We start from the raw sequence: 26,194 nt of genomic DNA on the forward strand, positions 1-26,194 counted from the left end.
CCCCGCACCGGCGGGGAATTACGGAAGGACGCCACCATGGCGAAGCTCACCGCTGACGAGCTCATCGAGCAGTTCAAGGAACTGACCCTGCTGGAGCTCAGCGATTTCGTGAAGAAGTTCGAAGATGTCTTCGAGGTCACCGCTGCTGCTCCGGTCGCCGTCGCTGCTGCCGGTGCTCCGGCCGCCGGCGCGGAAGCCGCTGCCGAGCAGGACGAGTTCGACGTCGTGCTTGAGGGCGCGGGCGACAAGAAGATCCAGGTCATCAAGGTCGTGCGTGAGGTCGTCGCCGGCCTGGGCCTGAAGGAAGCCAAGGACCTCGTCGAGAGCGCTCCGAAGGCCCTCCTGGAGAAGGTCAGCAAGGAAGACGCCGAGGCCGCCAAGGCCAAGCTCGAAGAGGCCGGCGCCTCCATCTCGCTCAAGTGATCTGATGCGCCGTTCGGCGCACCGGTCACCACGCGTGGCTTGAATACGGGCGAGGCCCGCAGGGAGACCTGCGGGCCTCGCCTTTTTCCATGCTCGCCGGTCCCGGTGTCGTCCGTAAGCCGTCGAGTGGCGGCAGTCTCAGCCTCGGGGGCCAAAGAGTCGGGCGTCACTTGGTGTACGGCGCTTCTTCGCGTATTCTCAGACCACCGAGAAGTTACTGCCCAGTAGGGCGGTTGTGAGAAGGCTTTCGCCAGTTCCGATGGTGTGTACCGCTGGTCACGTGCGTTAGAGTGACCGCAGCCACAAAGGGCACGCCGGGGCGAGCGAGGACGCTTGAAGACTGCGACTACGGATGGACGCGGTGGCTGGACCGGTGAATGAACGTCTGGAGGGACGCAGTGGGAGTTGAGGTCACGGTCGAGGGACTTACGAAGTCGTTCGGCTCGCAGAACATCTGGAGAGACGTCAGTCTGACGTTGCCTGCCGGTGAGGTCAGTGCTCTGCTGGGCCCGTCGGGTACCGGTAAGTCGGTGTTCTTGAAGACGCTCATCGGTCTGCTCCACCCCGAGCAGGGTTCGGTGGTCATCGACGGCACCGACATCACGCAGTGTTCGGCCAAGGAACTCTACGAGATCCGTAAGCTGTTCGGCGTCCTGTTCCAGGACGGTGCGTTGTTCGGTTCGATGAGCCTGTACGACAACATCGCGTTCCCGCTTCGTGAGCACACGAAGAAGAAGGAAGACGAGATCCGCAAGATCGTCCTGGACAAGGTCGAGTTGGTGGGTTTGACCGGTGCTGAGGACAAGCTGCCCGGTGAGATCTCCGGTGGTATGCGCAAGCGTGCCGGCCTGGCCCGCGCCCTCGTGCTCGATCCGGAGATCATCTTGTGCGATGAGCCGGATTCGGGTCTGGATCCGGTGCGTACCGCCTACATCTCGCAGTTGTTGATCGACATCAATGCCGAGATCGATGCGACGATCATGGTGGTCACGCACAACATCAACATCGCTCGTACGATCCCGGACAATATCGGGATGCTGTTCCGTAAGGAACTGGTGATGTTCGGTCCGCGTGAGCAGTTGTTGACGTCGGAGCAGCCGGTGGTCAAGCAGTTCTTGTCCGGTGACCGTTTCGGTCCGATCGGCATGTCCGAGGAGAAGGACGAGGCGGCTGCGGCTGCGGAGGCGGCGATGCAGGCCGCGGGTATCTCCGGTGGCGGTACCAAGGACGACTTCTCCGAGATCATCCCGCAGGTCCAGCCCAACCCGGGCATGCCGGTCCGCAAGGCCGCGATCCGGCACCGCGCCAACGTGCTCTCGATGCTGCACACGCTGCCCGCCAACGCGCAGGAAGCGGTCCACAACTCGATCGCCGCCGAGGATCGTCAGGCTGCCGAGGCGCCGGAGACCTCGACCACGCTGGTCGCGCTCGCCGCGACCGACTTCAACGACCCCGATGTCGGTAAGACCGGCCTGCCCGGTGGGCCGGAAGGCGTCTACGTCGAGCCGACCCACGTCCACGACGTGGGTGCCAACGCGCGGACCGAGGAAGTCACCCGCCCCGACCTGGCGAAGACCGCAGCCGCGCAGCCGGCAGGCGACGACGCCTTCACCCAGCCGATCGACACCTCCGCCATCGAGACGGCTATCAACGATCAGTCGAATGGACAGGGGAGTAACCAGGCATGACGAGTGCCACCACGCGTGGCGTCGACAAAGTCGCGAATGCCGGAGAGGGCGCGCTCGCCCAGACCGGCAATATCGTCCAGCTGTTCGTCGACGTCGCACGCCAGCTCTTCGTGCGTCCGTTTCAGCTGCGCGAGTTCATTCAGCAGGCCTGGTTCATCGCCAGCGTCACGATCCTTCCGACGGCGCTCATCGCGATCCCGTTCGGTGCGATCGTCTCGCTGCAGACCGGTTCGCTGATCAAGCAGCTCGGCGCTGAATCATATACAGGTGCGGCCAGCGTGCTGGTCGTCGTGCAACAGGGGTCACCGCTGGTGACGTCGCTGTTGGTGGCGGGCGCCGCCGGTTCGGCCGTGGCGGCCGACCTCGGCTCGCGCACCATTCGTGAAGAGATCGACGCGATGGAGGTGCTGGGCATCAATCCCATCCAGCGTCTCGTCGTGCCACGCGTGTTGGCGATGGTTCTGGTCGCCGTGCTGCTGAACGGCCTGGTCGCCGTGGTCGGCATCGGCGGCGGATACTTCTTTAACGTCGTTGTCCAAGGCGGCACGCCAGGTGCCTACCTGGCCTCGTTCGGTGCGCTCGCGCAGCTTCCGGACCTTTACATCTCGACGCTCAAAGCCGCGATCTTCGGTGTGATCGCCGGTGTGATCGCCGCGTATAAGGGCCTCAACCCGAAGGGCGGGCCGAAGGGCGTCGGCGAAGCGGTGAACCAGAGTGTCGTGGTGGCGTTCCTGCTGCTGTTCTTCGCGAACCTCATCATTACCGCCGTGTTCCTGCAGATCGTTCCGCCGAAGGTAGGTTAGTGATGACTCGTGGTGTGACGATCGCCAAGAGCCGCCCGGAGTACTACCTGTACGAGGCGCGCAAACAGCTTGGCAAGCCGTTGAAGATGCTCGACGGCGCAGGCGAGCAGATGTCGTTCTACGGACGCACACTCGCCTGGATCCCGAAGACCCTCGTGCACTACACGCGCGAAGTGATGCGCCTGCTCGCCGAGGTGGCGTTCGGTTCCGGCGGACTCGCCGTGATCGGCGGCACGGTCGGCGTCATGATCCTGATGTCCGGTTTCACCGGCGTCGTCGTCGGCATGCAGGGCTATGCGGCACTCGACCAGATCGGGTCTCAAGCGCTCACCGGCTTCCTGTCGGCGTACGTCAACACGCGTGAGGTCGCACCGCTCGTGGCGGGCCTCGCCCTGTCGGCGACGGTCGGCTGCGGTTTCACCGCTCAGCTCGGCGCCATGCGCATCTCCGAGGAGATCGACGCGCTCGAGGTGATGGCGGTGCCGTCGATCCCGTTCCTGGTCAGCACCCGCGTGATCGCAGGCTTCGTCGCCGTCATCCCGCTGTACGTGCTCGGCCTGATGGCGGCCTATCTCGCATCACGCGTCGTCAACACCGTGTTCAACGGCCAGTCGACGGGCTCGTACGACCACTACTTCAATCTGTTCCTACCGCCTGCCGACGTCCTATGGTCGTTCGGCAAGGTCCTGGTGTTCGCTTTCGTGATCATCCTCGTGCACTGCTACTACGGCTACTACGCCAGCGGCGGGCCCGCGGGCGTCGGCGTGGCCGTCGGACACGCCGTGCGCGCCGCGCTCGTGTTGATCGCCGTCCTGGACTTCTTCCTCGGCCTGGCGATCTGGGGAACCACAACGTCGGTCAGAGTCGGAGGTTAGACAAACGTGGCGACTGCTAAACGCAGGCTGCTCGGCCTGCTCTTCTTCGTCGTGGTGATCGGACTGCTCGCGACGTCGATCCTGAAGTTCCGCGGAACGTTCGACGACGTCTCCACCATCACCTTGAAGACCGACGACGCCGGCAACGCGCTGTCCGTGGACTCCGACGTCAAAGCGCGCGGTGTGATCATCGGTACCGTCCGCGAAGTGCACGTGGAGTCCGGCGGCAAAGTGACCGTCCAACTCGGTGTGGAACCGGACAAGATGGCGGACCTCAACGCCGAGACGACCGGCCGCGTGCTCCCCAAGACGCTGTTCGGCGAACGGTACGTCTCACTGACTGTGCCGGTCGGCGGCAAGGGCCGGTTGCACGACGGCGACACGATCAAGACCGATCCGCGCGGCAGTTCGGCCGAGGTCGAGGATCTCTTCGACTCGCTGATGCCGGTGCTCGAAGCCATTCCTCCGCAGGATTTGAACGTCACCCTCACCTCGATCTCGCAGGCGATCGGCGGCAAGGGCAAACAGTTGGGTCAGACCATCGACCGGCTGAACACCATCTTCACCCGCGTCAACGCGCACATGGACGACCTGCAGGGCACTCTGCGCGGGCTCGCTTCGTTCTCGGACACCTATTCGGAGGCCCTCCCGGACGTGATCGACGCACTCGACTCGCTCCGGACGACCGGCAACACGATCGTCGAGCGTCAGGGAGATCTGCGCTCGTTGATCTCGACGGTCGGCGTCGCCGCGACCGACACCACAGCGTTCCTGAAGACGAACCGACGTGACATGTTGGACCTGACGATCGAGTCGGAGCCGTTCCTGACCAAGATCGCCAAGCAGTCCCCGACGTTCACGTGCATGTTCAAGAACTTCGCGACGCTCATCCCGGAGTCGGAGAAGATCGTCGGCAAGGGCACCGACAATCCCGGCGTCCGCGTCAACCTCCAGTTCGTGAATCCACGTGGCCGGTACCTCCCGAACCAGGACGAGCCCCGCCTGTTCTGGGAAGATCCGCCTGCCCGCTGCTACGAACCGTCGACTGACGGTCGTCCGTTCCCGCAGTACCCGGGCGGCGGCGTGCCGGACGGCTCCTACCAGCCGCCCTCGCGCAACGCGGGGCCGACCACCTGGCCCGAGCTGCCGCAGCCGCAGTTCAGCCCTACGCCTGCGGGAACGGTGTCCGACGCCGACTACGCCAAGCAGATGAAGATCGTGTACGGCTCGTCGACCGGAGTGGACCCGTCGCAGGTGCCGACGTGGATCACCTACATCGGCGGCGGAGCCGCGCAGGGAACGGAGATGACGATCAAGTGAGAGGACTCGTAGGACCGCTGATCAAGCTGGTCATCTTCGCAGTCGTGACCGTCATCGCCACCGCGATGCTCGGTCTGACGATCGCCAACGCGGGCGGCGGCGGCCGCACCGGGTTCAAAGCCGTCTTCTCCGATGCGGCGATGCTCAACCCGGGCGACGAGGTCCGCATCGCGGGCGTCCGCGTCGGACAGGTCGAGAGTGTCGAGATCACCGACCGGAACAAGGCCCTCGTCACGTTCAACGTCGACCGAGATACGCTCCCGGCGAGCACCAATGTGTACATCCGCTACCGGAACCTGACCGGCCTGCGTTACGTGGCGTTGGAGAAGGGCGCCGGTGAAGCGAACGAGACGGTCGGCAAGGACTACACGTTCGGCACCGACCCGAAGGTCGACGACACCCATCCCGCGGTCAACCTGACCGAACTGTTCAACGGGTTCAAGCCGCTGTTCAAGCAGATCGAGCCGCAGGACATCGACAAACTCGCCGAGACCATCATCAAGGTCTTCCAAGGCGACATGGACACCACGATCAGCCAGCTGGTCAGCCAGACGTCCGAGTTGACGAACGCACTCGCCGACAAGGACCAGGTGATCGGCGACATGATCACCAACCTGACGAAGGTTCTGGACACCGTGAACCGCAACGACAAGGAGTTCACCAGCCTTCTGGTGAACACCGAGAAGCTCGTCACCGGACTCGCCGCGCAGCGCGATTCGGTCGGCTCGGCCGTCAGCTCGGTGTCGAACCTCACGACGGTGACCGGCTCCATCCTGAGTAAGTCGCGTCCGGCCATCCAAGGCGACATCGCCGGGATCAAGTCGCTGTCGGACCAGTTGAACTCGCGCGACGACGACCTCAAGAAGGCGCTGACCAATCTGCCGGTCAAACTGCAGAAGATCGGCCGCGCCGCGACCTTCGGATCGTGGTTCCAGTTCTACCTGTGCGGTATCGACGTCGTCGCGGGCAACGGTAAGTCGACCCTGCTCACCCAGCCCGCGGTCGGACTGCCGGACATCAACCACGTTCTGTACACCAGCGCTGCCACCAGGTGCTGGAAAGACAACAAGCGACCGGGGGAGTGACAATGACGCAAGATCCGAACTCCCAAGGACCGAACAACCCCCAGGGCCCGAACGATTCGGGCGATCTGCCGACAGAACCCAAGAAGAGCAGAAGGTTCGCCGGCCGTCGCAACCCGATGAGCATCGGTGCGATCGGCCTGCTGATCCTGATCATGGTGTCGGTGTCGTCGTTCTACCTGAAGGACCTCCCTCTCCTCGGTGCGGGCCCCCAGTACACGGCGGTCTTCTCCGAGGCGGCCGGGCTCAAGTCCGGCAACGAGGTCCGCGTCGCGGGTGTCAAGGTCGGCGAGGTCACCAAGGTCTCGCTCGACGATGACAAGGTGAACGTCGACTTCCGTGCGAACAACACGTGGATCGGCGACCAGACGCAGGCGTCCATCCAGATCAAGACGGTTCTCGGCCAGAAGTACCTCGCGTTGAACCCGCGCGGCAGCGAACTCGCCGATCCGGATGTCCCGTTCACCGACACGGTCTCCCCGTACGACGTCATCGAAGCGTTCGGCGACGCGGCCGACCAGATCGAGCACGTCGACACGGACCAGGTCGCGAAGTCGCTGCGGACGATGTCGAACGCCTTCTCCGGGACCGCCGGTGACATCGGGCCGTCGCTCGACGGCATCGCGCGTCTGTCGAACACGATCGCCAGCCGCGATCAGGAAGTGCAGCGATTGCTCCAGGCGACGAAGGACTCGTCGAAGATCCTCGCCGATCGCAACGAGGAGTTCACCCGGCTGATCGCGGGCGCGGGCACCCTGCTGAAGGAGCTGAACAAGCGTCAAGACGACATCTCGGCTCTGCTCGCCAGCACGACGACGTTGAGCAAGGCGTTGACCGGGATCGTCCGGGACAACGAAGAGCAACTCGCGCCCGCTCTGGAGTCGCTCAAGGGCGTGACCGATCTGCTGACCGACCAGAACAAGAACCTTCGCGACACGATCACTTACATGGCGCCGTTCTACCGCCTGTACGCGAACGTGCTCGGTAACGGACGTTGGTTCGAGTCGACCGTCACCAACCTGCTGCCGCCCTCGCTGCCGCAGCAGAACACGACGCGACTGCCCAATATGAACAAGCAGTTGAACAACGGTGGAACGGAGGCCGGATGATGACCGCCGCTGACGAGAAGTCCGGGGTCTTCAGCCGACGCAACATCGTGTTCGGTGCGCTCGGCCTGGTCCTGCTCCTGATTGTCGGGGCCGCCGGATGGTGGGCGTCGACGCTGGTCGGGACCACCAAGGTGAACGCGACGTTCACGAGCGCGGTGGGCATCTACAAGGGCAGCGACGTGCGCGTGCTCGGCGTCGACGTCGGCAAGGTGACGGAGGTGACGCCGCGCGGCGACGTCGTCGACGTCGAGATGCGCGTCAACCGCGGCATCGACCTGCCCGAAGGCGTTCAGGCGATGCAGATCATCCCGTCGATCGTCGCCGACCGGTACGTCCAGCTGGCTCCCGCCTACTCCGGTGGCGAGAAGGCGGGCAGCGACGTCACGCTCACCACCGACGAGACCCATGTGCCCGTCGAGATCGACGCGATCTACGCCAACTTGCAGAAGCTGTCGAAGTCGCTGGGCCCCGAAGGCGCTAACAAGAACGGCGCGGTCACCGACTTCGTCGAGACCGCGGCCGACAACCTCGACGGCAACGGCGCGAAGCTCGGCAGGGCGCTCACCAATCTCTCGAAGGCGGCGACCACGCTGTCCGACGGCCGCGGCGACCTGGCGTCGACCATCAAGAACTTGAACGTCTTCGTCGGAGCGCTTCGCGAGAACGACTCCCAGGTGCGGCAGTTCAACACGCAGATGGCGTCGTTCAACACGTTCCTGGCCGGAGAACGCAACCAGCTCGGCACAGCACTCGATTCCTTGTCGTACGCGCTCGGTGATGTCGCGACGTTCGTCGCCGACAACAACGACCGCATCGGCGACGCGATCCGAGGGCTGCACCCGACCGGACAGGCACTCCTGGACAACAAGGAGCACCTGCTCGAGATCTTCACCGTTCTCCCGGTCACGATCTCGAACCTGATCAACGCGTACGACGCAGAGTCGGGCACGCTGGCGATGCGCCTGAACCTGCCGGACCTGCAGGACCCGTTGAGTGCGGGCTGCCGGTTCCTCGACCTGAAGAATCTGATGCCGGGCAACCCGCTCGCCATCGATTTCAGCAAGAAATTGGCTCCGCTCGTCGACAACTGTAAGAAGATCGGCAAGCAGGTCACTGACGGCGTGCTCGAGCCGATGCTGCCGATCCTCCCGTTCGGCATCCTCAGCGCGAAAAAGCTGCAGAAGGAGCCCGCACCGGGCACCAACTCCGGTAACCCGGATCCGCGACTCCCCGGAGGCAAGTGATGAAGGTGACGCTCAATAGGCGTGCCCGCGCATCCGCGGTCGGCGCAGTGATGGCGGTCGTCGTCGCGCTGGCGTCGGCGTGTTCGGGATTCCAGTCGCTGCCGTTGCCCGGCGGCGTCGACGTCGGCGACAATCCGCGCGAGTACAAGATCGAGTTCGCGGACATCCTGGACCTGGTCCCGCAGTCGATGGTCAAGATGGACGGCATCCCGGTCGGTCGCGTCGTGAAGGTCGAAGTCCCCGAGAATTCGTGGGACGCGTTGGTGACGGTCAAGGTCCGCAACAATGTGGACTTGTCGGCGAAGGCGAAGGCCTCCATCCAGCAGACCAACCTGCTCGGCGAGAAGTTCGTCGCACTCAGCGACCCGGAGGACGCGTCGACGACGGCCCGGCAACCCGAGTCGCAGATCATCAAGACCTCACGTACGTCGACGACGACGGACATCGAGCAGCTTCTCGGCGCGCTGTCGATGCTGCTCAACGGTGGCGGGATCAACCAGCTGGAACCGATCATCACGGCGATCAACGAGTCGGTCGGCGACAATCCCGGTCGCTTCGCGTCGCTGCTCCGCCAGACGGAGACGTTGATCTCGGGTCTCAACGCGCAGCGCGACGACATCATCCGTGCGATCGACGGTGTCGATCGCCTGTCGGCTCGCGCCAACAACCAGACCGATCAGATCGAGCGCATCCTCGACGAACTGCCCGCAGGCGTCCAGGTGCTCGAGGAGCAACGTCCGCAGTTCGTCGACTTGCTGACCAAGCTCGACGAGCTCGGCGAAGTCGGTACCGACGTCCTCGGCAAGGCGCACGACGCGATCATCACCGACCTCAAGGCGCTTCGACCGATCTTGACGGAGCTGTCGAAGTCCGCGCAGGACGCGGTCACCGCGATGCCGTTGATGTTGACGCATCCGTTCCCCGATGACCTGCTGCCGGCCGTCCAGGGTGATTCGACCAACCTGTTCATGACGCTCGACCTGCGACTGCTGAACCAGCTGGAGGCATTGGGCGTCGGTCAGGGCACGCCGAAGTACAGCCCGCCGAAGGTCAATCCGCCGAAGGTCAACCCGAACAACCCGTACATCAACGGGAACGGGCCGCGGTGGGGATGGCCGACCATCTCGCTGCTGCCGCCGCCGTTGAACTCGCGTCCGGGGCCCAACACTCCGCCGTCTGGCGGCCGGTATCCGGCAGCAGGCTCGACGACGACGAAGAAGAAGAGCACGGGGACTTCGAACAGCACGGGGACTTCGAACAGCACGGGGACTTCGAACAGCACGGGGACTTCGAAGAAGAAGCCGAAGAACCAGTACTCGGTCACCTCTTCTGAGACCAGCTTCCTCGACGCACCGATCTCGATGATGACCGGGGAGGACCGATGACGAGCCGGATAGTCAAGATCCAGTTGATCGTCTTCGCCGTCGTCGGCGCCCTCGCGGTGGTCTACGTCGGCGGCAAGTACGCACGACTGGACCAGATGGTCGGACTGTCGATCTACCAGGTGACGATCGAGGCCGAGGATTCGGGCGGCGTGTTCCCGAACGCGGAAGTGACCTACCGCGGCGTGCCCGTCGGTCTGGTCGGCGACATGGAACTGACGACCGACGGGATGAAGATCCAGCTCGACCTGCGGTCGGACGGGCCCAAGATTCCGGCGTCGTCGAAGGCGGTAGTGGCCAACCGGTCGGCGATCGGCGAGCAATTCGTCGATCTGCAGCCGCCGAACGACGACGGCCCGTACCTCGAGGACGGGTCGGTGATCACCGACTACAGCCTTCCGCCGAAGCTGCAGGAGGTCATCTCCGACGCGATCACGTTGACCGACACGATCCCGGTGGACGATCTGCACACCGTCGTCACCGAACTCGGGCAGGCGTTCAACGGGCAGGGCGAGAACCTCACCCGGCTCATCGACTCGCTCGACAAGCTGTCCAAGACGGGTGTGGAGAACCTCGACGACACGATCTCGTTGATCGACGACTCCAACGTCGTCCTCGGGACGCAAGCCGAACAGTCCGACGAGATCCTGGCGTGGTCGAAGAACATCGACAAGGTCGCAGCGACGCTGGCAGGCTCGGACCCGGCGATCCGGCGGATCTTGACCGACGGACCGCGCGCGGCGACGACCCTGTCGCACTTCCTGGATTCGAACGGTGACGACACCACGAAGCTGATTCACCAGTTGGGGCGGACGGTCGACACGATCTCGCCGACGTCGTTCGCGGCCGGCGCGACGTTCGCGATGCTGTCGGCGCTGTCTGCGGGCAGCCACACCCCCGCACCGGGAGACGGTCAGATCCACTTCGGCATCGTGCTGGAGACGGGCAACCCGCCGAGCTGTACCAGTGGCTACGAGAGCACCGACAAGCTCATCGCCGAGATGAAGAAGCGCAACCCGGACTTCGACGTCAACTACGACGACTTCCCGTTGAACACGGAGGCGGGCTGCGACGTCCCGGTCGGAAACCCGACGGGCGTACGCAGCGCCGACCGTGCTGCACTGTCGAACCCGGATTTCGTTCAGCCGTGGGACAACAAGCCCAAGGCCGACCCGGACAAGCTCAACCTCAATCCGATCGCCACGCAGCTGGCGACCCTGATGGGTGTGCACGCCAAATGACGTGCAGTCAGTGACGATGCGGTGAAGGATGCGATCGCGCCCGCGGAGCCGTAGACGCCCGCGGGCGCTAGTCGTCCCGAGCTTCGCCTTGTCGCTGGTAGAGCGGGCGGAGCGAGTCGGAACATCCTCCAACCGGCACACAGCGTGCCGTGACATTCGATAGGTACAGTGGCGCTCGATGAATTCTGATGAGACCCGCGAGCCGGATTCGGTGGACGAATCGGTGAGCGATGAGACCAGCCTGGACGGCAGCGACGAGGCAGGAGTCGATGAGACCGGAGTCGACGAGGCAGGAGTCGACGAGGCAGGAGTCGACGAGACAGGCGCGTCTCAGGACCCGGTCGATTCGGACGACGACACCGACTCCGACGACACCGACTCCGGCGACACCGACTCCGGCGAGACGGACGGTGGACGCCACTGGGCGGCCTCGATGGCTCTCGCGGTGGCGGTCACCGCGCTCGTGGCAGCGATCGTGTGCGTCGGCTACTTCGGGTACACCGGCATCCGGGCGTACACCGTCGATGCCAACCGTGAGCAGATGCGCGTCCACGTCGTCGACGCCGCCGAACAGGCGATGCTGAACATCCTCACCGTCGATGACAAGGGTGTCGACGTGTGGCAGAAGCGGATGAAGTCGTCGTTGACCGGTGACGCGTTGAAGCAGGCGATCGACGAGACCAGCGGTGGTGCAGTCAAGCAGATCGAAGCCGCCAAGGACCGGAAGCTGACGATCAAGGCGAGCATCATTCGCAGCGCGACCACCGAATTCAACCCGGACGAGGACACTGCGACGGTATTCGTGCTGAGTCAGGCGGCCACGTCGGAGGCCCCGAACCAGCCGCAGGCACAGTCGTCGTTGCTGTCGGTGGTCAAGGTCGACGACACGTGGAAGGTCGACAAGATCGTGCCGCTCACCGACATCACCTACTACGACGACACGGCAGAGCCTGCCACCGGTGAACAGCAGCAGGGCACCGAACAGCAGCAGGAAGGCGGCAACTGATGGCGGCCGAACGCCCGAACCAGCGTCGTACACGCAAGGTCGCAGGCCGTTCGACGGCCCGCGTCGAACTGTCGCAGACCGCGCGGGAGCGCAAGCAGTCCAAGGGGCCCGCCGGCACGGCGGAGCCGGTCTCGCAGGCCGAGGAGACGACACGCTCCGTCAGCCTTCGCAAGCCGCAGGGCGCCGAGTCCGGCGTCGACCGCAAGCGTCGTCTGGTCGAAGCCGAACGCGAGGTCGCCGAACGCGAACGTTCGATGACCGACGTCGAACCCGGGGTCCGCGGCACACGCGGAACGTACCGACTCGCGGCCGTCCTCGGCGCAGTCGCGGTGCTCCTCGGCGCGATCGCGGCTGTCTTCGCGTTCCACCCGGGAGCCGATGTGTCCGACAACAAGGCGTTCGTCGACCAGGAGGCGTCGGAGAAGGTGCTGTCGCAAGCACGATCGGCAGCGTGTGCACCGTTCCAGTACAAGTACCAGAACCTCGACTACTGGCTCACCGAGGCCCAGAGCAAGCTGAGCGGCACCGCGCGCGAACAGTTCCAGGCGAATCTCAAGACGAACCGGTCGATCATCGAACAGACCAAGTCGTCGTCGGACTGTCGAGTCGAGACGGTCGGCCTGATGGATCTGTCGCACGATCACGCGACCGTCCTCGCCGCGCTCCAAATCGACACCACCCGCGACGGCGCGCTGGTCGAGTCGAACAAGCCGAAGACGGGGATCGTCCTGGTCCGCGACGGCGACGAGTGGCTGGTCGACCAGTTCCTCGATCCGTAGACACCGCGTGGACGTATGTCCGTCGTTCGCTGACAGCGCGCGGATCAGTCATGAAATTTCATGGCCGATCCGCGCGTTCTCTTGACGAACGGGCTCTTCGCGGGTCACTGTAGTCACCAAACCGATCAGCTCAGGTGGCAGCCCGGCGATCTGGTTCTACTCGGGGTTGACAAATCCCGCTCCTCTTCTGATACAGTTGGACGTTGCGCTGGCTGCCTCCTGTTCGCTGTTCGATGCCCTTCCGGTCACCTCGGTGCCCGCCGTGGGAATTCGCTGCTCATCAGGTCGATTCGCCTCGCAGCGGCCCCACGGCCAACGGCTACATGCCATGCACCGAGAAACTTCGTGTTGGAAGGACGCATCTTGGCTCTCGACCGCCAGTCCACCTCAACCACTGCGGGTATTATCCCGGGAGCGCCGCACCGCGCTTCATTCGCCAAGATCGACGAGCCACTGGAGGTCCCGGGTCTGCTGGACGTCCAGCTCGACTCGTTCGACTGGCTCGTCGGAACGCCCGAGTGGCGCGCTAAGGCGACCGCCCGCGGTGAAGAGAACCCGGTCGGCGGACTCGAGGATGTCCTCCGCGAACTGTCGCCCATCGAGGACTTCTCATCCTCGATGTCCCTGTCCTTCTCTGATCCGCACTTCGACGAGGTCAAGGCCTCGGTCGACGAGTGCAAAGACAAGGACATGACGTACGCGGCTCCGCTGTTCGTCACCGCCGAGTTCATCAACAACAACACCGGCGAGATCAAGTCGCAGACCGTCTTCATGGGCGACTTCCCGATCATGACCGACAAGGGCAGCTTCATCATCAACGGCACCGAGCGTGTCGTGGTGAGCCAGCTGGTCCGTAGCCCCGGCGTGTACTTCGACGCCACCATCGACAAGGCCACCGAGAAGACACTGCACTCGGTCAAGGTGATCCCGGGCCGCGGCGCGTGGCTCGAGTTCGACGTCGACAAGCGCGACACCGTCGGTGTCCGCATCGACCGCAAGCGCCGTCAGCCCGTCACCGTGCTGCTGCAGGCGCTCGGCATGACGCGCGAAGAGATCACCGAGCGCTTCGGCTTCTCCGAGATCCTCATGTCGACGCTGGAGAAGGACTCGACCGGCAACCAGGACGAAGCCCTCCTCGAGGTCTACCGCAAGCTGCGTCCGGGCGAGCCGCCGACTAAGGAGTCGGCCGAGAGCCTCTTGGAGAACCTGTTCTTCAAGGACAAGCGCTACGACCTGGCACGTGTCGGTCGCTACAAGATCAACAAGAAGCTCGGTCTCACCGCGACCCCGATGTTCGGTGAGTCGGTGCTGACCCGCGAGGACATCATCGCGACCGTCGAGTACCTGGTGCGCCTGCACGAGGCCGACCCGAACGTCACCAGCGAGATGACCGTCCCCGGCGGTGTCCCGGTGCCCGTCGAGGTCGACGACATCGACCACTTCGGCAACCGTCGCCTGCGCACCGTCGGCGAGCTGATCCAGAATCAGATCCGGGTCGGTCTGTCCCGCATGGAGCGCGTCGTCCGCGAGCGCATGACCACGCAGGACGCCGAGGCGATCACTCCGCAGACTCTGATCAACATCCGTCCCGTCGTGGCGGCGATCAAGGAGTTCTTCGGGACCAGCCAGCTCTCGCAGTTCATGGACCAGAACAACCCGCTGTCGGGTCTGACGCACAAGCGTCGTCTCTCGGCGCTCGGCCCGGGTGGTCTGTCGCGTGAGCGTGCCGGCCTGGAAGTCCGTGACGTCCACCCGTCGCACTACGGCCGCATGTGCCCGATCGAGACGCCGGAAGGACCGAACATCGGCCTGATCGGTTCGCTGTCGGTGTACGCCCGCGTCAACCCGTTCGGCTTCATCGAGACGCCGTACCGCAAGGTCATCGACGGCAAGGTCTCCGACCAGATCGAGTACATGACCGCCGACGAGGAGGATCGTTACCTCATCGGTCAGGCGAACACGAACTACGACGCCGACGGCACCATCACCGACGAGCGCGTCCTGGTCCGCATCAAGGGCGCCGAGGTCGAGTTCGTTCCGGCTGCGCAGGTCCAGTACATCGACGTCTCGCCGCGCCAGATGGTGTCGGTCGCGACCGCGATGATCCCGTTCCTCGAGCACGACGACGCCAACCGTGCCCTGATGGGCGCGAACATGCAGCGCCAGGCGGTGCCGCTGGTCCAGAGCGAGTCGCCGCTGGTCGGCACCGGCATGGAGTTGCGTGCCGCGGTCGATGCAGGCGATGTCATCGTCACCGGCAAGACCGGTGTCATCGAAGAGGTCTCGGCCGACTACATCACCGTGATGGCCGACGACGGCACCCGGGACAGCTACCGCCTGCGCAAGTTCGAGCGGAGCAACCACGGCACGTGCGCCAACCAGGTGCCGATCGTCGACGAGGGGCAGCGTGTCGAGGCCGGTCAGGTTCTCGCCGACGGTCCGTGCACCGACCAGGGTGAGATGGCGCTCGGCAAGAACCTGCTCGTGGCGATCATGCCGTGGGAGGGTCACAACTACGAGGACGCGATCATTCTGAGCCAGCGCCTCGTCGAAGAGGACACGCTCACCTCGATTCACATCGAGGAGCACGAGATCGATGCCCGCGACACCAAGCTCGGTGCCGAGGAGATCACTCGTGACATCCCGAACGTCTCCGACGAGGTCCTCGCGGACCTCGACGAGCGCGGCATCGTGCGCATCGGCGCCGAGGTCCGCGACGGCGACGTGCTGGTCGGCAAGGTCACCCCGAAGGGCGAGACCGAGCTGACCCCGGAAGAGCGTCTGCTCCGCGCGATCTTCGGTGAGAAGGCGCGCGAAGTGCGTGACACCTCGCTGAAGGTGCCGCACGGCGAAACCGGCAAGGTCATCGGCGTCCGCGTCTTCAGCCGTGACGACGACGACGACCTCGCTCCGGGCGTCAACGAGCTGGTCCGCGTCTACGTCGCGCAGAAGCGCAAGATCCAGGACGGCGACAAGCTCGCAGGCCGCCACGGCAACAAGGGCGTCATCGGCAAGATCCTGCCGCAGGAGGACATGCCTTTCTTGCCCGACGGCACGCCGGTCGACATCATCCTGAACACCCACGGTGTTCCGCGTCGTATGAACATCGGCCAGATCTTGGAGACCCACCTCGGTTGGGTCGCCAAGGCCGGCTGGAACATCGACACCGCGCAGCTCGAAGAGGAGTGGGCCAAGCGCCTGCCCGCCGACATGGTCTCGGCCGAGCCGAACACGAACACCGCGACCCCGGTGTTCGACGGTGCCAAGGACGACGAGTTGGCCGGTCTGCTCGGCTCGACCCTGCCGAACCGTGACGGCGACGTCATGGTCGGCCCGGACGGCAAGGCGACGCTGTTCGACGGTCGTTCCGGCGAGCCGTTCCCGTACCCGGTCGCGGTCGGCTACATGTACATCATCAAGCTGCACCACCTGGTCGACGACAAGATCCACGCGCGTTCGACCGGTCCGTACTCGATGATCACGCAGCAGCCGCTCGGTGGTAAGGCGCAGTTCGGTGGCCAGCGCTTCGGTGAGATGGAGTGCTGGGCGATGCAGGCGTACGGCGCCGCCTACACGCTGCAGGAACTGTTGACCATCAAGTCGGACGACGTCGTCGGCCGCGTGAAGGTCTACGAGGCGATCGTCAAGGGCGAGAACATCCCGGAACCGGGTATCCCCGAGTCGTTCAAGGTCCTGCTCAAGGAGCTTCAGTCGCTCTGCCTCAACGTGGAGGTGCTGTCGTCGGACGGTGCAGCCATCGAGATGGCCGACAGCGATGACGAAGACCTCGAGCGCGCCGCCGCGAACCTGGGCATCAACCTCTCGCGCAACGAGAACGCCACGGTCGACGATCTCGCGAACTGACCCACGCACGGGGAGCTCCGCCCCCGTGGACCCCTGGTTAGACCAGTACGGGCTCACGGGGGAGGGATTTCCCGAATGACACAACTTGAACCTCGACGCTTTTAGAGCTTGCTAGCTTTCTGAGGAAGGGCAATAGATTGCTCGACGTAAACTTTTTCGATGAACTGAAGATCGGTCTTGCGACGGCCGACGATATCCACAACTGGTCGTACGGTGAGGTCAAGAAGCCGGAGACCATCAACTACCGCACCCTGAAGCCGGAGAAGGACGGGCTCTTCTGCGAGAAGATCTTCGGTCCGACCCGCGACTGGGAGTGCTACTGCGGCAAGTACAAGCGCGTGCGTTTCAAGGGCATCATCTGTGAGCGCTGCGGCGTCGAGGTGACCAAGGCCAAGGTGCGCCGCGAGCGCATGGGCCACATCGAGCTGGCTGCACCGGTCACGCACATCTGGTACTTCAAGGGTGTGCCGAGCCGTCTGGGCTACCTGCTCGACCTGGCGCCGAAGGATCTCGAGAAGATCATCTACTTCGCCGCCTACGTGATCACGTCGGTCGACGACGAACTCCGTCACGCGGAGCTCTCGACCCGTGAGGCCGAGATGGGCGTCGAGCGCAAGGCGATCATGGATGATCTCGAAGCCGCGCTTGCCGAGCGACAGACCAAGCTCGAAGCCGACCTGGCCGAGCTCGAGGCGGAGGGCGCGAAGGCCGACGCGAAGCGCAAGGTCCGTGACGGCGGTGAGCGCGAGCTCAAGCGCATGCGCGACCACGCCAACCGCGAGGTCGAGGCTCTCGACGAGATCTGGGACAAGTTCACCAAGCTGGCCCCGGGCGAGCTCATCATCGACGAGCGTCTCTACCGCGAACTGGAGGACCGCTTCGGCGAGTACTTCACCGGTGCGATGGGCGCCGAGGCGATCAAGAAGCTCCTCGAGACCTTCGACATCGACGCGGAAGCCGAATCGCTGCGCGAGACCATTCGCAGCGGCAAGGGCCAGAAGAAGCTGCGTGCGCTCAAGCGACTGAAGGTCGTCGCCGCGTTCCAGCGTTCGGGCAACGAGCCCAAGGGCATGGTCCTCGAAGCCGTCCCGGTGATCCCGCCGGAGCTGCGTCCGATGGTCCAGCTCGACGGCGGCCGATTCGCTACGTCGGACCTGAACGATCTGTACCGCCGCGTCATCAACCGCAACAACCGTCTCAAGCGACTGATCGATCTCGGTGCGCCCGAGATCATCGTCAACAACGAGAAGCGCATGCTTCAGGAGTCGGTCGACGCACTGTTCGACAACGGCCGTCGCGGTCGTCCGGTCACCGGACCGGGCAACCGTCCGCTCAAGTCGCTGTCCGATCTGCTCAAGGGCAAGCAGGGTCGTTTCCGTCAGAACCTGCTCGGCAAGCGCGTCGACTACTCGGGCCGTAGCGTCATCGTCGTCGGTCCGCAGCTCAAGCTGCACCAGTGCGGCCTGCCGAAGCTGATGGCTCTTGAGCTGTTTAAGCCGTTCGTGATGAAGCGTCTCGTCGACCTGAACCAGGCGCAGAACATCAAGTCGGCCAAGCGCATGGTGGAGCGTCAGCGCCCCGCCGTGTGGGACGTCCTCGAAGAGGTCATCGCCGAGCACCCCGTGCTGCTGAACCGTGCTCCGACCCTGCACCGTCTCGGTATCCAGGCGTTCGAGCCGCAGCTCGTCGAGGGCAAGGCCATCCAGCTGCACCCGCTCGTCTGTGAAGCGTTCAACGCCGACTTCGACGGCGACCAGATGGCCGTGCACCTCCCGCTGTCGGCGGAGGCGCAGGCCGAGGCTCGCATCCTGATGCTCTCGAGCAACAACATCCTCTCGCCTGCATCGGGCCGCCCGCTCGCCATGCCGCGTCTGGACATGGTGACCGGTCTGTACTACCTGACCACTCAGAAGCCGGGTGAGAAGGGCGAGTACACCGGCGCGACCGGCGACGACGTCGAGCGCGGTGTCTTCTCGAGCCCCGCCGAGGCGCAGATGGCCGTTGATCGCGGCTCGCTGAGCATCCAGGCGTCGATCAAGGTGCGGCTGAGCGATCAGCGTCCGCCCGCGGACGTTGAGGCCGAGCTGTTCGCCGATGGCTGGCGTAAGGGCATGGCGTGGGAGACCACGACCACCTTGGGCCGTGTGCTGTTCAACGAGCTGCTCCCGCACGACTACCCGTTCATCGACGAGCAGATGCCGAAGAAGCGTCAGGCCGTGATCATCAACGATCTCGCCGAGCGCTACCCGATGATCGTCGTCGCGCAGACCGTCGACAAGATGAAGGACGTCGGCTTCTACTGGGCGACCCGGTCGGGCGTCACCGTCTCCATGTCGGACGTTCTGGTTCCGCCCGCCAAGGCCGAGATCCTGGAGCGTTACGAGGAGCGGGCCGACGGGCTGGAGCGCAAGTACCAGCGCGGTGGTCTGACCACCGAAGAGCGTCGCGACGCACTGGTCGAGATCTGGAAGCAGGCCACCGAGGAAGTCGGTAAGGCTCTCGAGGACTACTACCCGGACGACAACCCGATCACGATGATCCCGAAGTCGGGCGCCACCGGCAACATGACGCAGGTTCGTAACCTGTCGGGCATGAAGGGCCTGGTGACGAACCCGAAGGGTGAGTTCATCCCGCGTCCGATCAAGTCGTCGTTCCGTGAGGGACTGACGGTCGCCGAGTACTTCATCAACACGCACGGTGCTCGTAAGGGTCTGGCCGACACGGCTCTGCGTACCGCCGACTCGGGTTACCTGACCCGTCGTCTGGTGGACGTCTCGCAGGACGTCATCGTCCGCGAAGAGGACTGTGGCACCGAGCGCGGCATCAACGTGCCGCTCGCGGAGCGCCAGAGCGACGGCGCACTCATTCGCGACGCTCACGTGGAGACCTCGGCGTACGCTCGTACGCTCGCGGTGGACGCACTCGACGCCGACGGCAACGTCGTCATCAAGAAGGGCCACGACCTGGGCGATCCCGCGATCGAGGCTCTCCTCGCCGCGGGCGTCACCGAGGTGAAGGTCCGTTCGGTCCTCACCTGTGCGACCGGCACCGGCGTCTGTGCCCACTGCTACGGCCGTTCGATGGCCACCGGCAAGCTCGTCGACATCGGCGAGGCCGTCGGTATCATCGCCGCCCAGTCGATCGGCGAGCCCGGTACCCAGCTGACGATGCGTACGTTCCACCAGGGTGGTGTCGGCGACGACATCACGGGTGGTCTGCCGCGTGTCACCGAGCTGTTCGAAGCACGTGTCCCGAAGGGCAAGGCTCCGATCGCCGAGGTGTCCGGCCGCGTCTCCATCGAGGACGATGATCGCTTCTACAAGATCACGATCGTCCCGGACGACGGCAGCGAAGAGGTCGTGTACGACAAGATCTCGAAGCGTCAGCGCATGCGCGTCTTCAAGCACGAGGACGGCACCGAGCGTCTCCTGACCGACGGTGACCACGTCGAGGTCGGCCAGCAGCTCATGGAGGGTGCTGCCGATCCGCACGAGGTGCTGCGTGTGATGGGTCCGCGCCAGGTGCAGATCCACCTCGTCAACGAGGTCCAGGAGGTGTACCGGAGCCAGGGTGTGTCGATCCACGACAAGCACGTCGAGACCATCGTCCGCCAGATGCTGCGTCGCGTGACGATCATCGACTCCGGTGCGACCGAGTTCCTGCCGGGTTCGTTGACCGAGCGCGCCGAGTTCGAGGCGGCCAACAGGTCGGTCGTCGCCGAGGGCGGGGAGCCGGCTGCCGGCCGTCCGGTCTTGATGGGCATCACCAAGGCGTCGCTCGCCACGGATTCGTGGCTGTCGGCGGCGTCGTTCCAGGAGACCACGCGAGTCCTGACCGATGCGGCCATCAACAGCCGCAGCGACAAGCTCGTCGGCCTCAAGGAGAACGTGATCATCGGTAAGCTGATCCCGGCCGGTACCGGTATCGACCGTTACCGGAACATCCAGGTCCAGCCGACTGAGGAAGCCCGTGCCGCCGCGTACGCGCTGCCCACGTACGACGACACCTACTACAGCCCGGACAGCCCGTTCGGTGCGCCGAGTGGTGCCGCCGTCCCGCTGGACGACTACGGTTTCGGTAGCGACTTCCGCTAGCGCGAGACAGACAACGAGGAAGGCCCCCACCGCGAGGTGGGGGCCTTCCTCGTCGCTGCTGGTCGTGCCCAGGGCGCGGCTTTGTGCGCAGGGTCAGACCCTGAGCGCAAGGGCGCTGCCCTGAGCACAAACGGGCAGGACTGAGTTTCTGCGAGGGCCGTCGCTGAGACTTAGGGGGCCAGTTCGGCGGCCCGTCTGCCGACGGCTTCGGTGGTCTTCGTGAACTTGGCGACGAGCTCCCTGCCCATCAGGGCCTTGACGACCACGGACAACGGTCCGTTGATCTCGAAGTGCGAGTCGTAGCGCGACCGCCCGTCGCCGAGATCGACGACGCTCTGGCGGCGCAGGCTGGTGATCAACCGGAACGGAGCGGGCTTCATCCGGTAGGTGAACCATCGTCCGGCCTCGTCCACCTCGTCGATGAACTCGCGTTGACGCATCGGCGGTCGGGGGCCGAGGTCGACCTTCATGTCGATCGGCGCACCCGGAGTCAGCGTCGTCGAGCAGTCCAGCTGGAAGGGATTCCATTCGTGGTAGGCGTCGAAGTCGGTGAGCACGCTCCAGACCACGTCGGCAGGTGCGTCGATTTCGATGCTGTTGTCGGTGACTAGGCTCATCCCGCAACTGTAGAACACGTTGCAGAAATGCGTCTGTCAAGCGCCGATGGCGCGAGCGATCATCGGCCAGGAGTCACGGAGGTCGGCGTAGAACAGGCCCCACGTGTGTACGCCGTCGGGGCGGTGGACGAAGCGGTGTGGGATGTGTAGACCCGCGAGTCGGTTCGCCATGTTCGTCGTGCAGCTCAGGGCTATGCGTTCGATCACGTTGCCGCCGACGAGTCCGCCGCCGTTGCGGAGGAGGCTGCCGTCCACCGGCCCCGCTACTCCCGACCCGGCGGACAGATAGATGGTCTTGCCACGGAGCTTGCCTGCGTTGACCACCGGATCGTGGTGCCGCCACTGCGGGCTTCCCGGCGGCCCCCACATGTTGACGACGTTCCCGCCTCCTCGGGCGACGACGGCCGTGTTCGCGAGCAGCCCCAGCGGATCGGTGGCGCCGGGGCAACCGCTGTAGGAGGCGACGGCACGCCATCGTGACGGCGCGTGCGTCACGATGTCCAGGGCCGGGCCCGCCGTCATGGAGACGCCCGACAGGGCGTTCACGCGACTGGTGCGGTAGGCCGCGTCGATCACCGGCGGGAGTTCCCGGTTGATGTAGGTCTCCCATTTGTTGCGCCCGAGAATCGGGTCGTTCGTGTTCCAGTCGGTCCACATGGAGAACTTCCCGCCGATCGGCAGGATGACGTTGACGCGTTTGTGTGCGAAGAACGCTCGGGCGCCGCCGCTGTGGTACCAGGAGATGCCGTCCTCGGCGCCGCCCGCGCCGGGGAGCATGTAGAAGGACGGCAGTCCGCCAGGCTTACCGACCGGATGCAGGACGTGGTTGCGGACCACCCGGTGCATCGACGGCGAGTACACCGAGACCAGATCCACTCGTGGGCTGAGCCGTTGCACACCGACGATCCGTGCTGCCGCGGCAGCCGCGGGCAGTCCTGGAGCCGATGCGGCGAGCAACGCGAAGACGACGGCCACGAGAACGGTTCGCCTGGTACGGCGGCGACGTGTCGGAGCGGGCGCGGACGCAGGCATGTGCGTTGTCCTCGCACGCAATTCAGTCACGACCCGACAGTAGCGGTGGCACCGTCGAGGGCCGATCCGCGTTACTCGTTCGTTGTGGTATCGATGCGTGCTCCTGCCTTCTACAGTGGAGGTCGTGGCCGAGCGCGTCGATCGAGCGCAGCAGCAGCCGCCGACGCGGTTCCGTTGGCTGCTGCACATCGACGTGGACCAGTTCCAGGTGGCGGCGGAGCGATTGCGTCGGCCCGATCTCGTCGGTGTCCGGGTCATCGTCGGCGGAGACGGCGATCCGTCCCGTCCGCGGCAGGTGGTGACGTGCGCGTCGTACGAGGCGCGGGGCGACGGTGCGCGTGCAGGCCTTCCACTTCCCGCAGCCAGACGTAAGAGCCCCGACGCCGTCTTCCTGCCGCTCGACATGGCGTATTACACCGACGTCTCCGAGCGGGTCATGGACGTCGTCCGGGCACAGGGCAGTCCGGTGGAAGTGTGGGGATTCGACGAGGCGTACCTCGGCGTCGAGCCGCGTGACGCGACGCCGATGCTGACCGCGGCGGAGGTCGTCGCGTTCGCCGACCGGCTCCGGACCGCGGTACTCGACGAGACCGGTCTCGAGTGCTGTCTCGGCGTCTCCGACAACAAGCAGCGAGCCAAGATGGCCGCGGGGTTCGCGAAGGCTGCGGTCCGTCGCCCTGACGCGCCTGCCGCCGACCGGATCTTTGTGCTCGACGACGGGAACTGGCCTCAACTCATGGGGCCGCGATCCTGCCGCGATCTGTGGAGCGTCGGTCCGAGGACCGCGGCTCGGCTCGCCGATCACGGCGTCGACACCGTCGAGCAACTGCAGACGGTACCGCTCGAGGATCTGATTTCGATGTTCGGCCCGAGCCAAGGAAATTGGCTGTACGTCCTGTGTCGGGGAGGCGGCGACGACGCGATCGCGACCGCGCCGTGGATCGCGAAGTCCCACTCGCGGTCACGCACCTATCCGAGAGATCTCACCGATCGGGAAGAAGTCCGTGACGCGGCGGCCGATTTGACCCGTGAGGTGCTCGCGCACGCCGTCGCCGAGCAGCGCCTGCCGTTCCGTGTCGGGCTCACCGTTCGCACGTCGACCTTCTACACGCGGACGAAGGTGCGCAGGCTCGCCGAGCCGACTGTCGAGTACGCCGAGATCATCCCCGTCGTCGACAGTCTGGTCGATGCCTTCGAACTCGACCGGCCGGTTCGTCTGCTGGCCGTCCGGTTGGAATTGGAAGACGTGTAGCGCGCGCTGTCAGCGGGGAACCCGCAACGAACTGAGTTCGGCGTCGCCGTCAACATCCAACCCGATCTGTTCCCATTCGACGCCGATCCGGACGACGGCGTAGGCCGACGTCGGAAATCTCTCGATCGTGCCGGACGGATCGAGCGTCAACGCCGTCTCCGGGATTCCCGGAAAGTGGCCGACCATCAGCAGGGTCCGCGCGTCGGCCGGCGCGTGAATGCGGATCGTCTCCAGCAATTCGTCGGGTGTGCCGCCGTAGATGCCGTCGACATACTGGGTCGGCGCGCCGATCCCGGTCCGCGCCAACGTCAGCCGGGTGCGCGTCGCCGTCGAACAGAGAACGGCGTCGACACGATACCCGTCGTCCCGGATCCAGTCGCCTGCGAGCGCGGCCTGACGTCGACCGCGCTCGTTGAGCGGCCGCTCGTGATCGGGGACGCCGAGCGGGTAGTCGCTCTTCCCGTGCCGAAGCAGGATCAGCAGGCGGCTCCCTCGGCTCATGCGGCTCCGTGGGCTCATGCGGCTCCGTGGGTGTCCCGGGCGAGCGAGGAGTCAGCGGACATGGTCCGCAGTACTTGCGCGGTGGCACGCCACGCGGCGGCCTCCTGCACGTAGAAGGCATGTGCATCGACGTCGCACGTGTGAGCAGAGTCGTCGGCCAGCTCGGACAACTCCAGGTGCTCGTCGACGCACCGCGTGATCAGACTCGCCAGACTCTCGCCCCGGCACGCTGCGTCGACGTCGTCGGAGGCCAGGGTCATCAGGCGTTCCAGTTCGCTGCGGTACATGAGTCAACGGTAGATCCGACCCCCGACAATCTCAGGCAGGCGCGCCACCGGTTGTCGGGTGCACAGGCGTCAGTGGAATGAGTGACAATTCACGCGCAGTGCTCGTGATTGCCGGGTGAGGCGTCGCCTGCGGATAGTCTGGTCGGGATGCACACCTGGATTCCCGCACTGTTGGCGATCGCCGCGGCACTGTTGATCGCCATCGGCACTGTGCTGCGTCAGCGCTCGTCGGCGGCGAGCGGGGCCATCACCGCCGGCTGGTGGATCGGCGCTGCCGTGGCGTTGTCCGGGTTCTCGCTGCAAGCGTCGGCGTTGGGCCTCGGGTCGATCCTCCTCGTGCAACCGCTCGTCGTGCTCGCCGTGTTGTTCGTGCTGCCGATGGAGGCGTGGGCCGACCACCGGCGACCACGCCGCTCCGAGTGGGCGTGGGGCGGTGTCCTCGTCGCCTGCGTCGTCGCCTTCCTACTGATCGCGAGACCGGTATCGACGGACCGCCGCCCAGATGTCGTCGTCATGGGAGGCACGGTCGGCGCAGTGGTCGCCGGGTTGATCGCGCTCGTCGTGGTCGCCGAATGCAAGGACAACCGTCACCACAAGGCGTTACTGTACGGACTGGCGTCGGGTGCCCTGTTCGGAGTGTCCTCACTGCTGATCAAAGCGGTGGCGATCCGCGTCGTCGACGGCCCGCTGACCGTGTTCGTCCATTACGAGGTCTATCTGCTGGTGCCGGTCGTCGTGCTCGGCGTCGTCGCGCAGCAGCGTTCGTTCGGGTCCGGTGATCTGCAGACGTCGTTTCCGGCCATGAACGTCATGGAGCCGACCGTCGCGATGGTGCTCGGTGTCGCGCTCCTCGGCGAGAGCTTGAAGGTCGGGGTGCCCGCGACGATCATTCTCGTAGTGGTCCTGGCACTGGCGATCGTCGCTGTCGCAGAACTGGCCAAAGCCGCAGCGATCCGCGGGGACCAGCGTTCGCTGGCGTGCGTGGATCAGTGAACGTACCCAGACCCAGCCTCCCGCGATTACGCAGGCTTCGGCAGAGGCTCAGGCTCCGGCGATGACCGGCTTGAGTCGCTCGGCCCACGCCTGCGCCGCCTTGGCGGGCTTCTCGGCGCTCGATGCGTCGTGGCGGTAGTGCTCCCCGACCTCGATCGCGCCCAGAGCCGTCAGTTTCTCGGCCATGACCTCTCCGCCGCGGTTGAACGTGTCGTCGTAGACCGTGTCGCCGAGACCGAACACGGAGAAGCGCAGTCCAGCGAGATCGGGCTTCTCCTCATCCAACTCATCCGCGAACGGAAGTGCGCTCGACGGGAGTTCGCCTTCGCCGTACGTCGAGCAGACCACGACGAGGAAGTCGTCGGTGTTCAGATCTTCGGCGGCGTACTCGGCCATGTCGTAGATCGACGGATCGTGGTCGGCGGCGAGCACGTCGGCGATGGCGTCGGCGACGAGTTCGCTGGTGCCGGTCTCGGTGCCGTAGAGGATGACAGCTGCCATTATCGGGCATCTCCTGGGAAGATTCGGGGTCAACGACGACGATGACGGTATCCTAACCACTTCGTCGCGTCGAACCCCGACCAGGGACTTTAGGTCTATGT

At 65.1% G+C, this 26,194-nt stretch carries 21 protein-coding genes; 16 read left to right on the forward strand and 5 right to left on the reverse strand.

All coding sequences use genetic code 11. From position 1 onward, the window contains the following. Window positions 1–36 precede the first annotated feature (36 nt). From rplL to L5G28_RS17995, 14 genes are all read left to right on the forward strand, one after another. Window positions 37–423 (forward strand): 50S ribosomal protein L7/L12, encoded by a 387-nt coding sequence (gene rplL, locus L5G28_RS17930; RefSeq protein ID WP_236998935.1) that lies wholly within the window; start codon window positions 37–39, stop codon window positions 421–423. A 398-nt stretch (window positions 424–821) separates the two neighbouring features. Then, window positions 822–2,111: an ABC transporter ATP-binding protein gene (locus L5G28_RS17935; protein ID WP_237002710.1), complete on the forward strand. Its 1,290-nt coding sequence runs from the start codon at window positions 822–824 to the stop codon at window positions 2,109–2,111. Next, entirely contained in the window at window positions 2,108–2,914 is an 807-nt protein-coding gene (locus tag L5G28_RS17940) for an MlaE family ABC transporter permease (RefSeq protein WP_236998937.1), read from the forward strand. Before L5G28_RS17935 ends, L5G28_RS17940 begins: the two co-directional genes overlap by 4 nt. Window positions 2,915–2,916: 2 nt before the next feature. Beyond that, the gene (locus tag L5G28_RS17945) at window positions 2,917–3,789 is read left to right on the forward strand and encodes an MlaE family ABC transporter permease (RefSeq protein ID WP_236998938.1); all 873 of its coding nucleotides are present in this window, start codon (window positions 2,917–2,919) and stop codon (window positions 3,787–3,789) included. A gap of 6 nt (window positions 3,790–3,795) precedes the next feature. Further along, the gene (locus L5G28_RS17950) at window positions 3,796–5,109 is read left to right on the forward strand and encodes an MCE family protein (protein WP_237002711.1); all 1,314 of its coding nucleotides are present in this window, start codon (window positions 3,796–3,798) and stop codon (window positions 5,107–5,109) included. Next, on the forward strand, window positions 5,106–6,194 hold the full coding sequence (locus L5G28_RS17955) for an MCE family protein (protein WP_237002712.1): 1,089 nt from the start codon (window positions 5,106–5,108) through the stop codon (window positions 6,192–6,194). Before L5G28_RS17950 ends, L5G28_RS17955 begins: the two co-directional genes overlap by 4 nt. Then, on the forward strand, window positions 6,191–7,300 hold the full coding sequence (locus L5G28_RS17960) for an MCE family protein (protein WP_237002713.1): 1,110 nt from the start codon (window positions 6,191–6,193) through the stop codon (window positions 7,298–7,300). Before L5G28_RS17955 ends, L5G28_RS17960 begins: the two co-directional genes overlap by 4 nt. After that, window positions 7,300–8,544, forward strand: coding sequence for an MCE family protein (locus L5G28_RS17965; protein WP_237002714.1), 1,245 nt, complete (start codon window positions 7,300–7,302; stop codon window positions 8,542–8,544). Before L5G28_RS17960 ends, L5G28_RS17965 begins: the two co-directional genes overlap by 1 nt. Then, entirely contained in the window at window positions 8,544–9,929 is a 1,386-nt protein-coding gene (locus L5G28_RS17970; protein WP_237002715.1) for an MCE family protein, read from the forward strand. The genes L5G28_RS17965 and L5G28_RS17970 overlap by 1 nt, the downstream gene beginning before the upstream one ends. Continuing rightward, window positions 9,926–11,167, forward strand: coding sequence for an MCE family protein (locus L5G28_RS17975; protein WP_237002716.1), 1,242 nt, complete (start codon window positions 9,926–9,928; stop codon window positions 11,165–11,167). Before L5G28_RS17970 ends, L5G28_RS17975 begins: the two co-directional genes overlap by 4 nt. 178 nt (window positions 11,168–11,345) lie before the next feature. Next, window positions 11,346–12,173 carry a hypothetical protein gene (locus tag L5G28_RS17980; protein WP_237002717.1) on the forward strand — a complete coding sequence of 276 codons (828 nt, stop codon included), beginning with the start codon at window positions 11,346–11,348 and terminating at the stop codon, window positions 12,171–12,173. Beyond that, the gene (locus tag L5G28_RS17985) at window positions 12,173–12,952 is read left to right on the forward strand and encodes a hypothetical protein (protein ID WP_237002718.1); all 780 of its coding nucleotides are present in this window, start codon (window positions 12,173–12,175) and stop codon (window positions 12,950–12,952) included. Before L5G28_RS17980 ends, L5G28_RS17985 begins: the two co-directional genes overlap by 1 nt. Before the next feature lie 363 nt (window positions 12,953–13,315). Continuing rightward, complete coding sequence (gene rpoB / locus L5G28_RS17990) at window positions 13,316–16,816, forward strand: DNA-directed RNA polymerase subunit beta (protein WP_237002719.1); 3,501 nt, start codon at window positions 13,316–13,318, stop codon at window positions 16,814–16,816. Window positions 16,817–16,953: 137 nt separating this feature from the next. Next, on the forward strand, window positions 16,954–20,910 hold the full coding sequence (locus L5G28_RS17995; RefSeq protein ID WP_237002720.1) for a DNA-directed RNA polymerase subunit beta': 3,957 nt from the start codon (window positions 16,954–16,956) through the stop codon (window positions 20,908–20,910). Between the two features lie 170 nt (window positions 20,911–21,080). Here L5G28_RS17995 and L5G28_RS18000 read toward each other — a convergent pair whose 3' ends face one another. After that, window positions 21,081–21,527, reverse strand: coding sequence for an SRPBCC domain-containing protein (locus L5G28_RS18000; protein ID WP_237002721.1), 447 nt, complete (start codon window positions 21,525–21,527; stop codon window positions 21,081–21,083). Window positions 21,528–21,563: 36 nt separating this feature from the next. Next, a complete protein-coding gene (locus tag L5G28_RS18005; protein ID WP_237002722.1) occupies window positions 21,564–22,589 on the reverse strand; it encodes an alpha/beta hydrolase in 1,026 nt (341 codons plus the stop codon). A 94-nt stretch (window positions 22,590–22,683) separates the two neighbouring features. Here L5G28_RS18005 and L5G28_RS18010 point away from each other — a divergent pair, with 94 nt between their 5' ends. Then, window positions 22,684–23,811 (forward strand): DNA polymerase IV, encoded by a 1,128-nt coding sequence (locus L5G28_RS18010; RefSeq protein WP_237002723.1) that lies wholly within the window; start codon window positions 22,684–22,686, stop codon window positions 23,809–23,811. Window positions 23,812–23,820: 9 nt separating this feature from the next. Here the strand turns inward: L5G28_RS18010 and L5G28_RS18015 are convergent, their stop codons facing one another. Beyond that, window positions 23,821–24,312: a SixA phosphatase family protein gene (locus L5G28_RS18015; protein ID WP_237002724.1), complete on the reverse strand. Its 492-nt coding sequence runs from the start codon at window positions 24,310–24,312 to the stop codon at window positions 23,821–23,823. A 14-nt stretch (window positions 24,313–24,326) separates the two neighbouring features. After that, the gene (locus L5G28_RS18020; RefSeq protein WP_237002725.1) at window positions 24,327–24,599 is read right to left on the reverse strand and encodes a hypothetical protein; all 273 of its coding nucleotides are present in this window, start codon (window positions 24,597–24,599) and stop codon (window positions 24,327–24,329) included. A gap of 147 nt (window positions 24,600–24,746) precedes the next feature. Here L5G28_RS18020 and L5G28_RS18025 point away from each other — a divergent pair, with 147 nt between their 5' ends. Beyond that, window positions 24,747–25,592, forward strand: a complete 846-nt coding sequence (locus L5G28_RS18025) for a DMT family transporter (protein ID WP_237002726.1) — start codon at window positions 24,747–24,749, stop codon at window positions 25,590–25,592. Between the two features lie 48 nt (window positions 25,593–25,640). On the opposite strand, the gene L5G28_RS18030 is transcribed toward L5G28_RS18025, so the two are convergent. Continuing rightward, complete coding sequence (locus L5G28_RS18030; protein WP_236998954.1) at window positions 25,641–26,093, reverse strand: flavodoxin domain-containing protein; 453 nt, start codon at window positions 26,091–26,093, stop codon at window positions 25,641–25,643. Window positions 26,094–26,194: the final 101 nt, after the last annotated feature.

This window comes from Gordonia liuliyuniae, assembly GCF_021739025.1.
GTDB classification, from domain to species: Bacteria; Actinomycetota; Actinomycetes; order Mycobacteriales; family Mycobacteriaceae; genus Gordonia; species Gordonia liuliyuniae.

Excerpts from the sequence above, each read along its gene's own strand:
- rplL (WP_236998935.1), top strand. The coding sequence starts at position 37 with ATGGCGAAGCTCACCGCTGACGAGCTCATCGAGCAGTTCAAGGAACTG.
- L5G28_RS17940 (WP_236998937.1), top strand. The coding sequence starts at position 2,108 with ATGACGAGTGCCACCACGCGTGGCGTCGACAAAGTCGCGAATGCCGGA.
- L5G28_RS17945 (WP_236998938.1), top strand. The coding sequence starts at position 2,917 with ATGACTCGTGGTGTGACGATCGCCAAGAGCCGCCCGGAGTACTACCTG.
- L5G28_RS17965 (WP_237002714.1), top strand. The coding sequence starts at position 7,300 with ATGACCGCCGCTGACGAGAAGTCCGGGGTCTTCAGCCGACGCAACATC.
- L5G28_RS17970 (WP_237002715.1), top strand. The coding sequence starts at position 8,544 with ATGAAGGTGACGCTCAATAGGCGTGCCCGCGCATCCGCGGTCGGCGCA.
- L5G28_RS17975 (WP_237002716.1), top strand. The coding sequence starts at position 9,926 with ATGACGAGCCGGATAGTCAAGATCCAGTTGATCGTCTTCGCCGTCGTC.
- L5G28_RS17980 (WP_237002717.1), top strand. The coding sequence starts at position 11,346 with ATGAATTCTGATGAGACCCGCGAGCCGGATTCGGTGGACGAATCGGTG.
- L5G28_RS17985 (WP_237002718.1), top strand. The coding sequence starts at position 12,173 with ATGGCGGCCGAACGCCCGAACCAGCGTCGTACACGCAAGGTCGCAGGC.
- L5G28_RS18000 (WP_237002721.1), bottom strand. The coding sequence starts at position 21,527 with ATGAGCCTAGTCACCGACAACAGCATCGAAATCGACGCACCTGCCGAC.
- L5G28_RS18015 (WP_237002724.1), bottom strand. The coding sequence starts at position 24,312 with ATGAGCCGAGGGAGCCGCCTGCTGATCCTGCTTCGGCACGGGAAGAGC.
- L5G28_RS18020 (WP_237002725.1), bottom strand. The coding sequence starts at position 24,599 with ATGTACCGCAGCGAACTGGAACGCCTGATGACCCTGGCCTCCGACGAC.
- L5G28_RS18025 (WP_237002726.1), top strand. The coding sequence starts at position 24,747 with ATGCACACCTGGATTCCCGCACTGTTGGCGATCGCCGCGGCACTGTTG.
- L5G28_RS18030 (WP_236998954.1), bottom strand. The coding sequence starts at position 26,093 with ATGGCAGCTGTCATCCTCTACGGCACCGAGACCGGCACCAGCGAACTC.